At 66.2% G+C, this 14,486-nt stretch carries 8 protein-coding genes and 2 pseudogenes (2 of these 10 cut by a window edge); 7 read left to right on the top strand and 3 right to left on the bottom strand.

All coding sequences use genetic code 11. The annotated features are described in order from the left end of the window. Both ACFE99_RS05660 and ACFE99_RS05655 read left to right on the top strand, forming a co-directional pair. Positions 1 to 1,126: pseudogene (locus ACFE99_RS05660) on the top strand (2-oxoadipate dioxygenase/decarboxylase family protein); it begins 126 nt to the left of the window's first position. Continuing rightward, on the top strand, positions 1,123 to 2,643 hold the full coding sequence (locus ACFE99_RS05655) for an aldehyde dehydrogenase family protein (protein WP_375483228.1): 1,521 nt from the start codon (positions 1,123 to 1,125) through the stop codon (positions 2,641 to 2,643). Before ACFE99_RS05660 ends, ACFE99_RS05655 begins: the two are co-directional and overlap by 4 nt. Before the next feature lie 6 nt (positions 2,644 to 2,649). Here the strand turns inward: ACFE99_RS05655 and ACFE99_RS05650 are convergent, their stop codons facing one another. Together ACFE99_RS05650 and ACFE99_RS05645 are read right to left on the bottom strand one after the other, a co-directional pair. Next, entirely contained in the window at positions 2,650 to 3,327 is a 678-nt protein-coding gene (locus tag ACFE99_RS05650) for a phosphodiesterase (protein WP_375483226.1), read from the bottom strand. Positions 3,328 to 3,332: 5 nt separating this feature from the next. Continuing rightward, positions 3,333 to 5,441: a catalase gene (locus tag ACFE99_RS05645; protein ID WP_375483224.1), complete on the bottom strand. Its 2,109-nt coding sequence runs from the start codon at positions 5,439 to 5,441 to the stop codon at positions 3,333 to 3,335. 150 nt (positions 5,442 to 5,591) lie between these two features. On the opposite strand from ACFE99_RS05645, the gene ACFE99_RS05640 reads away from it, so the two are divergent. The 4 genes from ACFE99_RS05640 to ACFE99_RS05625 all read left to right on the top strand — a co-directional run bounded on the left by ACFE99_RS05640 (position 5,592) and on the right by ACFE99_RS05625 (position 10,321). Then, on the top strand, positions 5,592 to 7,043 hold the full coding sequence (locus ACFE99_RS05640; protein WP_375483222.1) for an MFS transporter: 1,452 nt from the start codon (positions 5,592 to 5,594) through the stop codon (positions 7,041 to 7,043). Between the two features lie 533 nt (positions 7,044 to 7,576). Continuing rightward, on the top strand, positions 7,577 to 8,227 hold the full coding sequence (phoU, locus tag ACFE99_RS05635) for a phosphate signaling complex protein PhoU (protein WP_375483220.1): 651 nt from the start codon (positions 7,577 to 7,579) through the stop codon (positions 8,225 to 8,227). Between the two features lie 675 nt (positions 8,228 to 8,902). Beyond that, entirely contained in the window at positions 8,903 to 9,559 is a 657-nt protein-coding gene (locus tag ACFE99_RS05630) for a TetR/AcrR family transcriptional regulator (protein WP_375483218.1), read from the top strand. A gap of 90 nt (positions 9,560 to 9,649) precedes the next feature. Then, complete coding sequence (locus tag ACFE99_RS05625) at positions 9,650 to 10,321, top strand: TetR/AcrR family transcriptional regulator (protein WP_375483216.1); 672 nt, start codon at positions 9,650 to 9,652, stop codon at positions 10,319 to 10,321. Here the strand turns inward: ACFE99_RS05625 and ACFE99_RS05620 are convergent. Then, a complete protein-coding gene (locus ACFE99_RS05620; protein WP_375483214.1) occupies positions 10,318 to 10,743 on the bottom strand; it encodes a hypothetical protein in 426 nt (141 codons plus the stop codon). The two genes, ACFE99_RS05625 and ACFE99_RS05620, sit on opposite strands and share 4 nt — an antisense overlap. A gap of 134 nt (positions 10,744 to 10,877) precedes the next feature. On the opposite strand from ACFE99_RS05620, the pseudogene ACFE99_RS05615 reads away from it, so the two are divergent. Then, a pseudogene (locus ACFE99_RS05615) lies at positions 10,878 to 14,486 on the top strand (ATP-dependent helicase); it runs 1,088 nt beyond the window's last position.

Below are 14,486 nucleotides of genomic sequence, written 5' to 3'. Positions count from 1 at the left end.
CAACCGCGACTACCTGGCACGCGATCCGGCCGCCGAACGGCTCGGCTCGCTACAGCGGGTCACCGCCGAGCGGCACGGTGCCATCCGGGTCGGCAGCCCGGCCGAACTGGCCGCGGTCGCCGACCTGTTCGCGGCCTTCGGCATGGCCTCGGTGGGCTACTACGACTTGCGTGCCGCCGCGTCGCCGATCCCCGTGGTGGCCACCGCTTTTCGCCCTGTCGACGACGCCGAGCTGGCGCGCAACCCGTTTCGGGTGTTCACATCCATGCTGGCGACGCGGGATCGCCGGTTCTTCGATGCCGAACTGCGCCGCCGGGTGGAGGCCTTCGTGGCGCATCGCCAGTTGTTCGACCCGGCGTTGATTGCGTGGGCCCGGGTGGTCGCGGCCGACGGAGGCTGCGACGCCGGTGATGCGGACCAGTTCGTGGGACAGGCGGTGGCGGCGTTCGCCCTGTCAAGGGAGCCGATCGATCGTGGGTGGTATGAGGAGCTGTCGCGGGTCTCTGCGGTGGCCGCCGATATCGCCGGGGTCGACTCGACCCACCTCAACCACCTGACGCCGCGGGTGCTCGACATCGACGAGCTGTATCGGCGGATGACCGCCCGCGGAATCACCATGATCGACGCCATCCATGGACCGCCCCGCACCGATGGTCCGGCAGTTCTCTTGCGTCAGACGTCGTTCCGGGCGCTCGCCGAACCGCGTCGGTTCCGTTTGGACGACGGGACGGTCATCGAGCGGACACTGCGGGTGCGGTTCGGTGAGGTGGAGGCCCGCGGTGTCGCGCTGACGCCGAAGGGCCGCGAACGCTATGACGCGGCGATGGCCGCTCCCGATCCGGCGCAGGTGTGGGCCCGGTATTTCCCGTCGACCGACGCCGAGATGGCGGCTCAGGGGCTGGCCTACTACCGCGGCGGTGATCCGTCGAAACCCGTTGTCTACGAGGACTTCTTGCCAGCATCAGCAGCCGGTATCTTCCGCTCCAACCTGGACACCGACGCGCAGGCCGCCCAAGTCGCCGACGATTCCGGGTACGGCATGGGATGGCTGGCCGGCGCGATCGACCGAGCCATCTATGACCCCTATGCACTGTATGAAGCATCCGCCCAGGAGACGGCCGCATGAGAGTGCCCACCGCAGAGGAATTACACACCCGGGTACGCCAGGCGCTGGAGGCCATTGGCGCCACGGTGATCCTGGCTGAGCCGGGCCAGCCCGGCCTGCCGGCACGCACACCGATCACCGGCGATGTGCTGTTCACCGTCGCGCCGAGCACACCCGCCGGCGTTGACCAGACAATCGCTGCTGGGGCACAAGCATTTTCGACCTGGCGAGCCACACCTGCGCCGGGACGCGGCGCGTTGGTGGCCCGACTCGGTGAACTACTGACCATGCACAAGGCCGACCTGGCCACGTTGGTGACCGTGGAGGCCGGCAAGATCGGCTCCGAGGCGGCAGGCGAAGTGCAGGAGATGATCGACATCTGCCAGTTCGCCGTCGGCCTGTCGCGTCAACTGTACGGCCGCACAATCGCTTCCGAGCGGCCGGGACATCGGTTGCTGGAGACCTGGCACCCGCTCGGTGTGGTCGGGGTGATCACCGCCTTCAACTTCCCGGTGGCGGTCTGGGCGTGGAACACCGCGGTGGCGTCGGTGTGCGGCGACACCGTGGTGTGGAAGCCGTCGGAGCTGACACCGGTGACCGCGCTCGCCTGCCAGGCGCTGATAGCCCGGGCGGCGAAAGATGTGGGCGCGCCGCCCGCGGTCAGCGGCCTGCTTGTCGGCGGCGCCGGCCTCGGCGAGCAGCTGGTGGACGACGAACGAATCGCGCTGGTATCGGCGACCGGCTCGGTGCGGATGGGCCAGCAGGTCGGTCCCCGGGTGGCGCGACGCTTCGGGCGCACGCTGCTCGAGCTTGGCGGCAACAACGCCGCGATCGTGACACCGTCGGCCGACCTGGAGCTGGCGGTGCGCGCGATCGTGTTCGCCGCGGCCGGCACCGCCGGCCAGCGCTGCACCACGCTGCGGCGCCTGATCGTGCACCGGTCGATCGCCGATGAGATGGTGACGCGTGTCCTCGCCGCCTATCGGCAGCTGCGCATCGGTGATCCGTCGGCTGACGGCACGCTGGTCGGCCCGCTGATCCACGAGAAGGCCTACGCCGACATGGTCAAAGCGCTGGACCAGGCCCGCGCCGACGGCGGCGAGGTCGTCGGTGGTGAACGGCACCCTGTCGGACCACAGAGCGCGTACTACGTAGCGCCGGCAGTGGTGCGAATGCCGGCGCAAACCGCGATCGTGGCGACCGAGACGTTCGCGCCGATTCTCTACGTGCTGACCTACGACGATTTCGACGACGCAATAGCGCTGAATAACGCGGTCCCGCAAGGGCTTTCCTCAGCAATCTTCACCACGGATGTCCGGGAGGCCGAGCGTTTCATCGACGAATCCGACTGCGGCATCGCCAACGTCAACATCGGCACCTCCGGGGCGGAGATCGGCGGCGCGTTCGGCGGCGAGAAGCAGACCGGCGGCGGGCGCGAATCCGGTTCCGATGCGTGGAAGGCCTATATGCGTCGGGCCACCAACACCGTCAACTACTCGTCGCAGTTACCGCTTGCCCAGGGCGTGCGGTTTACCTGAGTGCTGTCAGCCGCCGGCGTCGCGGCCTTCGCGGCTGCGGTCATAGGCGCGACGGCGGATACCGGTCAGCCAGCCCGGCGCCAGCGTGACGTCGGGCGGCGCGTGGATCGTGGGATCGAACACGACGTCGCGCGACTCGTCGTCGGGCAGCAGCCGACTCAAAGCCAGCACCGCTAGTGGCTCGAATCGCCCTGTGCCACAAGATTGTTCGATATTGAAGTCGATGCCGCCCTGGTCGATGCGCTTCCTGATGCTTTCCAGCGACACACCCGGCTCACCGATCTCGGTGGTCAGTTGCGCCCGAATCCACCAGTACCGCTGCTCGTAGCGCAACGGCATCAGACTCGACAGCGACGCCGACCACGAGGTGACCGGGTGCAGCGCAATCCGTGTCAACCGCCCGGCTCCCGCGGAAGCCAACAGCACGTCCCAGCCGCTTGGCGGGAACACCGTGGGCGGCATCTTCCAGGCCAGCCCGATGATGTCGGGCAGCGCACCTGGGGTGCCGGCGCCCTTGGAGACGCGGGCGACGACGTCGCATGAGGTGATCGGCAGCCCCTGGCCCGGCGACGCCAGCCGTTCCAGTGAGCCGCCGGCCAGGACTCCGACCGGGTGAAACACCCGACGATGCCGCAGGGCGGACCCCCACTTCAGAGGCACCGCGACGATGTCGGAGAGGTTCATCGCGGTTACGCCGGAACCATGGCGGTGTCGCGATCCCACACCCGATGCTTGGCCAGCACAGAGGCAAAGGCGTCGAAGAACTCATCCGGCATGCTGTCTTCGGCCGCCGTGGTCGACACGACCCCCATCGACGACACCACGTCTGGTCCGTCGGCGAGCTGTTCAGCCACCCCCGCTTTGCGCAGTAGCTCGATTCCCGCACCGAACGCGCCCACCGGCTTGAGGTGCTTGTACGCCTCGGTCACGAAGTTCACCGCATATCCGTCATCGGACAACGCCGCCACCGACTCCGGCCCGCACGGCACGATCACCGCGTCGTACAGCACCGACGCCATGGTATTGATGGCCCGGTCCACGGCCAGTTCGCCGCCCGACCCGCCGGCCAAAGTGCCGCCACCGATCGGCGCAAGCACCTCAGCTATGGCGCCGCGTTCCCGCATCGCCCGCAGCAGCCGGTCCGTGCCGCGCACGTCGACGCCGTTGGCGGCCAATACGGCGATCTTGCGGCTTTCGATGCTGTCGGTGGCGGTGTTCAGCTGGGAAAGCGCCGGAGAGGCAGGCATCTTGTCGTCGACCGGTTGCTCGTCGGGCACCGGCAGCCCAAGCTTGCCGGCGACGTGCGCAGCCAGCTCGTGGTCGACCAGGTTCAGCTGGTCGACCACCCGCGAGCGGATTTCGCGAGTCTCCACGTGGCCGAGCTCGAAGGCGAACGCCGCGACGATGTGCTCGGCTTCCACCGCCGACATGCTCTTCCAGAACATGCGGGCCTGGCTGTAGTGATCCTGGAAGCTCTTGGCCCGTTGGCGGATCTTGTGGCCGTCCACCTTTTCGGTGTAGTGCCGGAACACGTCTTCGTCGGCAAGAGCTGGGCAGCCTGCACCCAACGTGTTCTTGAAGTAGCTGGATTTGCCTCGTGGAATGGCGATTTGACTGTAGCCGTCGTGTTGGTTGTTCCGAACGTCGGCCACCGGCCGGTTGACCGGCAACTGGGCGAAATTGGGTCCGCCCAGGCGAATCAGCTGGGTGTCCAAGTAGGAGAAGTTGCGGAACTGCAGTAGCGGATCATTGGTGAAGTCGATGCCGGGCACCACGTTAGCGGTGTGGAAGGCCACCTGCTCGGTTTCGGCGAAGAAGTTGTCCGGGTTGCGGTTGAGCACCATCTTGCCCACTGGGTGTACCGGAACCTGTTCTTCGGGAATGATTTTCGTTGCGTCGAGCAGGTCGAACTGGAAAGAGAACTCGTCACGCTCGGGTACCAGTTGCACCCCGAGTTCGTACTCGGGGTACTGGCCCGCCTCGATGGCATCCCACAGGTCGCGGCGGTTGAAATCGGGATCCTTGCCGGCAACTTTCTGGCATTCGTCCCAGATCAGCGAGTGCACTCCCAGCCGCGGCTTCCAGTGAAACTTCACGAACGTGCCCTCGCCGCGGGCGTTCACCAGCCGGAAGGTGTGCACGCCGAAGCCTTGCATCATCCGGAAACTGCGCGGCAAGGCCCGATCCGACATCAACCACATGATCGCGTGCAGCGTCTCCGGCTGCAGCGACACAAAGTCCCACAGGGTGTCGTGCGCAGATTGCGCCTGGGGGATCTCGTTGTGTGGCTCGGGTTTGACCGCATGCACGAAGTCGGGGAACTTGATGCCGTCCTGGATGAAGAAGACCGGAAAGTTGTTGCCCACCAAGTCGTAGTTGCCTTGGTCGGTGTAGAACTTCGTCGCGAACCCACGGACGTCGCGAACGGTATCGGCCGAGCCGCGAGAACCGGCGACCGTGGAGAACCGCACGAACACCGGCGTTTGTTTGCCCGGGGTGGTCAAGAACTTCGCGACGGTGTAGTCGGCCAGCGAGTCGTCGTAGGGCTCGAAATATCCGTACGCCCCCGCGCCGCGCGCATGTACCACGCGTTCCGGGATGCGTTCATGGTCGAAGTGAGTAACTTTTTCCCGCGCGTGGAAGTCCTCCAGCAGCGTAGGTCCGCGCTCCCCGACGCTCAGCGCGTCGTCGGTGTGATCGACGCGAACACCCTGCTGTGTGGTCAGGTAGCCGGTTGCCCGGTTGACCCGATATTGATCTAGCTGCTCTTGTTTTGCATTGTGATCGTTAGTTGCCATCACGTCCCTCCGACACAGGATTTCCAAGCCTGGGTAACCCGTGAACGAGTTCGACAAACGGAGTCCACACCGAACGGCTCGACCCGCGGGATATAACCTCACCTTTCTGGGTATGCCGCCGGGCACGCCGACGGAGGGGAAGAGGCTGCAATGAGCGAAGGCGTACAGACCGGCACGATCACCACGCAGGTGCCCGCTCGGCTGGACCGGCTGCCCTGGTCGCGGTTTCACTGGCGGGTGGTCGTCGGATTGGGCGGCGTCTGGATTCTCGACGGTCTCGAAGTCACCATGGTGGGCAATGTCGCGGCCCGGCTAATCGAGCGGGGCAGCGGCATCCAGATCACCGCAGCACAGATCGGTGCCGCCGCGGCCTTCTATATTGCGGGCGCCTGCAGCGGGGCACTGTTTTTCGGTCAGCTCACCGACCGCTTCGGTCGTAAGAAGCTCTTCATAGCCACGCTGGCGATATACCTTGTCGCCACCGCCGCGACGGCCTTCTCCTTTGCGCCCTGGTACTTCTTCGCGGCGAGATTCTTCGCAGGGTCAGGTATCGGCGGCGAATACGCGGCGATCAATTCGGCGATCGACGAGCTGATCCCGGCGCGGCTGCGTGGACGTGTCGATCTGGCCATCAACGGCTCTTACTGGTTGGGCTCGGCGGTGGGCGCCGCGGCTGCGTTGCTGTTCTTAAACACCTCCCTGTTTCCACTCCACATAGGGTGGCGAATCGCGTTCGGCGTCGGAGCCGTGTTCGGGATAGCGGTACTGATAGTGCGTCGCAACGTCCCGGAAAGTCCGCGCTGGCTCTTCATCCACGGCCAGCAAGAGGAAGCCGAGCGGATCGTCGACGACATCGAGGCGGACATCGAGCAAGAGAAGCACGAAAAGCTGCCGGAACCCGAGGGATCCCTGACTGTGCGCCAGCGCAAGGTCATCTCTTTCCGCGAGATCGCTAAGGTGGCCTTCACGCTGTACCCCGGCCGCGCGGTCCTGGGCCTGGCCCTCTTCATTGGGCAGGCGTTCTTGTACAACGGGGTCACGTTCAACCTCGGCACGTTACTCAGCGGCTTCTACTCGGTGGCTTCCGGCATGGTGCCGGTGTTCTTCATCCTGTGGGCGCTCAGCAACTTCGCCGGGCCTGTGCTACTCGGGCCACTCTTCGACACGGTGGGACGAAAACCGATGATCTCGCTGACGTACCTCGGCTCCGCTGCGGTGGCGGTCGTACTGGCCGGCATCTTCGTGAGCCAATTCGGCGGGGTCTGGACTTTTCTCGCTGTTCTCATGGCCTGCTTCTTCCTGGCGGGTTCTGGTGCCAGCGCGGCCTACCTGACGGTCAGTGAAATCTTCCCGATGGAGACGCGGGCATTGGCGATCGCCTTCTTCTATGCGGTCGGCACCGCGATCGGCGGCATCACCGGTCCGCTGCTGTTCGGTGACCTGATCGAATCCGGGGACCGGCATCAGGCCGCCATGTCATTTCTGATCGGTGCGGCCGTAATGGCAATCGGAGGCGTGGTCGAACTGGTGCTGGGAGTCAAGGCCGAGGGCCAGAAACTGGAGGACCTTGCGATGCCGCTGACCACGGCGGAAGCCGCGTGACCGCAGCGCCGTGGGTATGCCGGCTCGTCGGCCATCGACCGCGCTTTCGCGCCGAGGGCCGGGCAATGTACTGGGAGTGTGACAGGGGATGCGGCCACGCCAGCGGCGGTAAGACGTATGCGACCGCTGAGCAGGCGCGCCGCTACGCCGTCGCCTTCAATCGGCGCGATAACAGCGAGTTGGGCAAAAGAGCACCGTTGATCGGGCTGCTGCCACTCCGGCTGTGGCATCGACTCAACGGCTCGTCTAAAGGCCGGACACGGTCACCGCGTCGATTATGAACAGCGCGAAAGGCATTCGCGCCCTGACTCGGCGCCGCTGGGGCCGGCGCTGACTGCTCAACGCCGGAGTCGCCCTCCAGCTCACGCCTCACAACGGGCCCGATGCGACCGATCTGAAACCCGCCGATTGATTGGGTGTTCCCAACCGGGCGGGGATGGTAAACGATAGTCGTTGAGTTACATGTGCTTTGCACGCTGGCCACATATGCGGTAAGTGAGTTTATCTTGGGTTCACCAGGCAACCCCCGCTCGATGAGAAGCTCATTTCACGAGCAACTTTCGGCACTGACCGAGCAGCTCGCGGAATTGTGCGACTTGAGTGGCCAAGCGATGCGGCGCGCCACCGATGCCCTTTTGCAAGCGGACCTGGCCCTTGCCGAAAGTGTCATCGCCGGCCATGACGGCATCGTCGCGCAAAGCGCTCGGGTCGACCAGACAGCATTCTTGTTGCTGGCCCTGCAGTCACCGGTGGCCGCGGACCTGCGCGCAGTGGTGACCGCTATCCAGATCGCTGCCAACGTCGAGCGGATGGGTGGCCTGGCCGTGCACGTGGCCAAAATCGCCCGGCGACGCCATCCGCAGCACGCAGTGCCCGCGGAAGTCAGCGAGCACATCGCCGACATGGCTGCTCTGGCCGTGGCATTGAGCGCTGGTGCGCGCGACGTGTTGCTGTCGCGTGACCCGAAAAGAGCGTCCGAGATTCGCCACGACGATGACGCGATGGACGAGAAGCATCGCCAACTGCTGACGGTACTCATGGACCGGGGATGGACGCATGGTGTCGGTCCGGCCGTCGATGTAACCCTGTTGGGACGGTTCTACGAAAGATTCGCCGACCACACGGTGCAGATCGCTCGCCGTGTCGTCTTTCAAGCAACTGGGCGGCACGAGCCCTACTCATAGTTGCAAGCTCGAGCGGCGCTTAAGCCGACAACACCGGGCCCGACGTCAGGCATTCGCTGACCGGCCGGCCCAACTGCTTCCACATCGACAGCTTGTTCCAGTCTTTGATGACTTCGCTGAGCTTGCCGTCCCGGACCGTGAAAATGGCGCTGGCTGACCAGCGTGCGCTGCACCGGTCGCCGGCATGTCTTTGTGGGGTTCACCGCGGTGCGAACCCTCGGCGGTACAAACGCAGGCAGGCGTGATCGCCTTTGGCGAAGAGAACATCGAAATTCACGATGTGAAAGTCGTTGAGCTAAGCGGTTCCGGTCATCCCCGGTCAACGCTTCTGGGAGAGCGAAAACCCTGCCGTTCAACGGCTTTGCTGCTTGATACCGATGACAGCGGCAGCCCACACGGTAGGCCGATCGCCGATCGTTGTTCCGCCCATGCGCAATGCCAGCGGTTGATCACCCGCCATGGGCGGTGAGATCGGCGGAGGCCGCCGACCGACTGGACGTCCTGCTTAGCCCCGTGGCCACCCGAAACATTCGCAGATGGCCGGACGCCGCCGCGGTAACCGGCCCGGTCGGCTGTCCGCCCACAATTTGAGCAGCTATCGATTTTGCCAGCACGAAGACTGTGAAGTTCTGGCAAACGCCGGTCAAGACCTGAAGTGCAAGTAACATCGGTCGCATGCGAGCGACGCGGCGGCGGCTATCCCCCGAGGATCGGCGCGCGGAGTTGCTGGCGCTGGGCGCCGAGGTCTTCGGCCAACGCCCCTACGACGACGTCCGCGTCGACGAGATCGCCGAGCGGGCCGGCGTGTCCCGGGCGTTGATGTACCACTACTTCCCCGACAAGCGGGCATTTTTCGCCGCCGTCGTCAAGTTCGAGGCCGAGCGGCTGATCGAGGCCACCAACCACCTGCCGCTGCCGGGTCAGACACTGTTCGAAGAGGTGCGCACCGGTGTGCTGGCGTACATGGGATACCAGCAGCAGCATCCGCACTCCGCCTGGGCCGCGTATGTCGGCATCGGCCGCTCCGACCCGGTACTGCTCGGCATCGACGACGAAGCCAAGAATCGCCAGCTCGAACATGTCATGAGTCGGATCAGTGAGATCGCGCACCCCGATAACAAGCTGGACCCCGAAGTCGAGCGGAATGTCCGGATGGTGGTGCACGGCTGGCTCGCGTTCACCTTCGAGCTGTGCCGGCAGCGCATCATGGACCCGTCCAGCGACATTGGTGTTCTCAGCGACGCCTGCGCGCATGCGCTGCTCGATGCGGTGACACGGGTCCCGGGTATTCCAGCGAAACTTGCCGCCGCGATCGCGCCGGACCAGCGCTGACCTCCCCAGAGCCGACCGCGGACACGTAATTTTGCTGGCGGTCAAGTCGAATTAGACGTCTGTTGAATCGCTTGTTCGTAACATCGGAGTATGGAGGCGACCAGGCGGCGACTGTCCCCGAAGGACCGGCGCGCGGAGTTGCTGGCGCTGGGCGCTGAGGTGTTCGGCCAACACCCCTACGACGAGGTCCGCATCGACGAGGTCGCCGAACGGGCCGGGATATCACGGGCGTTGATGTACCACTACTTCCCCGACAAGCGGGCATTCTTCGCCGCCGTCGTCAAGTACGAGGCGGAACGGCTGTTCGAGGCGACGGAGAATGCGCCCAATGCGGGGGACACGCTGTTCCAACGAGTGCGTGCCGGTGTGCTGGCGTATGTGGACTACTACCAGCGGCACCCGCGCGCAGCGTGGGCCGTGTATGTCCGGGCGGGCCGGTACGACCCGGTCCTGGTCGAGATTGACGACGCCACCAAGAAACGCCAGATGGAGCGGGTCATGACGGCCGCCAACGCGTTGGTGCCCGGGGGGCTCGGAAACGGTCTGCACTCACAGGTGGAGCGTGACCTGCGGGCTACGGTCTACGGCTGGCTCTCGTTCACCTTCGAGATGTGTCGGCAGCGCATCATGGACCCCTCGATCGACGATGAATATCTCGGCGACGCGTGCGCGCACGCGCTGCTGGATGCGATCGGCCGGGTGCCGGGCATTCCGGCGGAGCTAGCCGATGCCGTAGCGCCGGACAAACGCCGACCGGCTTAGCCGGCTCCCACGAGGAATGCCAGGCTCAGGCAGATCAGCGCGCTGAGCGTCAATAGTTCGCGCCACGGTCGCCAGGGGTTGTCCTGGATCGCATACGACATGGTCTTGATCGGCGATAGCGGCTCCGGCGCCGCCCGGTCAGCGGGAACCGGCGCATGAAACTCGTGGAAGTACAGCTGAATCAGCGTGGCCCCGATCCAGATGCCGCCCAGAAAGCTCACCGCTTCAATCCCCCGCCACACCAACAGCGCTGCCAACACGATGGTGAAAAGCAACATCACGGTATCCGACGTCGTGGTGGCTGAACGCCTGCCGTTGTAGCTCTTGTCCAGAGCTGCTCTGCGCCGGCGGTAGGGCAGGGCAAAGAAGGCGAACTTCGCCAACGCGTGAATGCCTAGTAAGGCGACGAGCACAGTCGTCATCGTGGTGCGCAAGGCTGTCCCTTTCGTTGTGACTGAACGACCGTTCAATATACTAAACCGTTGTTTAGTGGATCGGTGAGGGCGAGGTCGCGGCACTTGTCGGTGGTGATTGGCACGATGGCTAGGTGAGCGCTTTGCCGCCGACCGATCCGCTGGCCCGCTTTTCTCCCGCGACACGGGAGTGGTTCGCCGGCAGCTTTGCCGCGCCGACACCGGCGCAGGCCGGCGCTTGGCCGGCGATAGCCGACGGCCACAACACACTGGTCATCGCGCCCACCGGATCGGGCAAGACGCTGGCGGCATTCATGTGGGCCATCGACAGCCTGGCCCGCGTCGGCGGCCCACCCCGTCACGAACGCGCGCCAGGCACGCACGTGCTCTACGTGTCACCCCTGAAGGCGCTGGCCGTCGACGTCGAGCGCAACCTGCGCGCCCCGCTGAGCGGGATCACCCGCGTCGCCGAGCGGCAAGGCCTCCCCGTTCCTGACATCAGCGTGGGCGTGCGATCGGGCGACACGCCGCCCGGTCGGCGACGCCAGCTCATCGCCCAACCGCCCGACGTGTTGATCACCACGCCCGAGTCGCTGTTTTTGATGCTCACCTCGGCGGCACGGCAGACGCTCGCCGCGGTACGCACGGTGATCGTCGACGAGGTACACGCCATCGCCGACACCAAGCGTGGCGCACACCTGGCGTTGTCGCTGGAGCGGCTTGACCAGTTGCTGCCGAGGCCGGCGCAGCGGATCGGGTTGTCGGCGACCGTGAGTCCGCCCGAGGAGGTGGCCCGATTCTTGTCCGGGCAATCGCCGACCATGATCGTCGCACCGCCGTCACCCAAGACCATCGACCTGACGGTGGAGGTGCCGGTCCCCGACATGGCCAACCTGGCGAACAACACTATCTGGCCTGACGTCGAAGCCCGACTGGTCGAGCTGATCGAATCGCACAACTCGACGATCGTGTTCGCGAATTCGCGCCGGCTCGCCGAGCGGCTCACCGCCCGGCTCAACGAGATTCACGCCGAACGCTCCGGCCTGGAGTTGCCCGCCACCACCAACCTTCAGGTCGCCGGCGGTGCACCGGCGCAGCTGTTGGGCAGCGGCCAAACTTACGGCGCGCCAGCGGTTCTGGCCCGCGCGCACCACGGTTCGGTCAGCAAGGAACAACGCACCGCGGTCGAAGACGATCTCAAAAGCGGCCGGCTGAAAGCGGTCGTGGCGACCTCGAGCCTCGAGCTGGGTATCGACATGGGCGCGGTCGACCTGGTGATCCAGGTGGAGGCGCCGCCGTCGGTGGCCAGCGGCCTTCAGCGCATCGGCCGGGCCGGCCATCAGGTCGGCGAAATCTCCCAGGGCGTACTGTTTCCCAAACACCGCACCGATCTGATCGGCTGCGCGGTCGCGGCCCAGCGCATGCTGGCCGGACAGATCGAAACGATGCAGGTGCCCGCCAACCCGCTGGACATCCTGGCACAGCACACCGTGGCGGCGGCCGCGCTGGAGCCGCTGGACGCCGATCGTTGGTTCGACACCGCGCGGCGCAGCGCGTCGTTCGCCACGCTGCCGCGCAGCGCGTTCGAGGCCACACTGGATCTGCTCTCCGGTAAGTATCCCTCGACCGAATTCGCCGAGCTGCGACCACGATTGGTCTACAACCGCGACACCGGCACCTTGACCGCGCGGCCCGGCGCGCAGAGGCTTGCGGTCACCTCCGGCGGGGCGATCCCCGACCGTGGGTTGTTTACCGTCTGGCTGGCCACCGAAAAGCCTTCGCGGGTAGGCGAACTCGATGAGGAGATGGTCTACGAATCACGGCCAGGCGATGTCATCTCGCTCGGCGCGACCAGCTGGCGGATCACCGAGATCACCCACGACCGGGTACTGGTGATCCCCGCTCCGGGCCAGCCCGCACGGTTGCCGTTCTGGCGTGGCGACGACGTCGGACGCCCGGCCGAGCTGGGCCGCGCGATCGGCGCCTTCACCGGCGAGCTGGCCGGCCTGGACCGCAAGGTATTCGAAAAGCGCTGCGCCGAATTGGGTTTCGACGCATTCGCCACCGACAACCTGTGGCAGCTGCTGGATGACCAGCGCAGCGCCACTGCGGTGGTGCCCACCGACACCACGCTGTTGGTGGAGCGGTTCCGCGACGAGCTCGGCGACTGGCGGGTGATCTTGCACTCACCGTATGGGCTGCGGGTGCACGGCCCACTCGCGCTGGCGGTGGGCCGGCGGTTGCGCGAACGCTACGGCATCGACGACAAGCCGACCGCCTCCGACGACGGCATCGTGGTGCGGTTACCCGACACCCTGGCCGATTCGGGGCCGGACCCGGCGGGCTCACCGCCGGGCGCGGAGCTGTTCGTGTTCGACCCCGACGAGATCGACCCGATCGTCACCGACGAGGTGGGCGGTTCGGCGCTGTTCGCGTCGCGATTCCGGGAATGCGCGGCGCGTGCCCTGCTGCTGCCGCGGCGACACCCCGGTCGCCGCTCGCCGCTGTGGCATCAGCGCCAGCGCGCCGCCCAGCTGCTCGACGTCGCGCGCAAATACCCGGACTTTCCGATCGTGCTGGAAGCAATCCGCGAATGCCTACAAGACGTCTACGACGTGCCGATGCTGACCACACTTATGGCCGACATCGCACAGCGGCGGGTACGGGTGGCCGAAGCCGAGACCGTCACGCCGTCGCCGTTTGCGGCGTCGCTGCTGTTCGGTTACGTCGGGGCGTTCATCTACGAAGGCGACAGCCCTCTTGCCGAGCGCCGCGCCGCCGCGCTGTCGCTAGACACCACCCTGCTGGCCGAGCTGCTCGGCCGCGTCGAGCTGCGCGAGCTGCTCGACCCCGACGTCATCGCCGCAACCGGCCGGCAGCTGCAGCACCTGTCGGCCGACCGGATGGCCCGCGACGCCGAAGCAGTGGCGGACCTACTGCGGCTGCTGGGCCCACTGACCGAAGACGAGGTCGCCGCCCGCGCCGGCGGCGCGGATGTCGGCGGCTGGCTGGAGGGACTGCGGGCCGCCAGACGCGCGCTGACCGTGTCTTTCGCTGACCGGACCTGGTGGGTCGCGGTCGAGGACATCGGCCGGCTGCGCGACGGTGTGGGGGTCGCCGTGCCCGTCGGCGTCCCCGCCAGCTTCACCGAGGCGGTCGCCGATCCGCTCGGTGAGCTGCTCGGCCGCTACGCGCGCACCCATCCCCCGTTCACCACCGCCGACGCGGCAACCCGGTTCGGCCTGGGTCTTCGGGTGACCGCCGACGTACTGGGCCGGCTGGCCGCCGACGGGCGCCTGGTGCGCGGCGACTTCGTCGCCGACGCCGCCGGCGATCAATGGTGCGACGCCGAGGTGTTGCGGATTCTGCGGCGCCGATCGCTGGCGGCGCTGCGAGCGCAAGTCGAGCCAGTCAGCACCGCCGCCTACGCCCGTTTCCTGCCCGCGTGGCAGCAGGTCGGCGCCGAAAGTAACTCCGGCATCGACGGGTTGATGACCGTGCTCGATCAGCTCGCCGGTGTGCGCATGCCCGCCTCAGCAATCGAACCGCTGGTATTGGCGCCGCGGGTGCGCGACTACTCCCCCGCCATGCTCGACGAGCTGCTGGCCTCCGGAGAGGTGATGTGGTCCGGCGCAGGAACGATTTCCGGCAACGACGGCTGGATCGCGTTCCACGCCAGCGACACTGCGCCATTGACGCTGACCGCCGGCGCCGAAATCGAGTTCACCGACGCGCACCGCGCGGTCCTGGAC

Origin of the sequence: uncultured Mycobacterium sp. (assembly GCF_964249325.1) — a bacterium.
GTDB lineage: Bacteria > Actinomycetota > Actinomycetes > Mycobacteriales > Mycobacteriaceae > Mycobacterium.
This window is presented reverse-complemented; position numbering and strand designations above follow the sequence as displayed.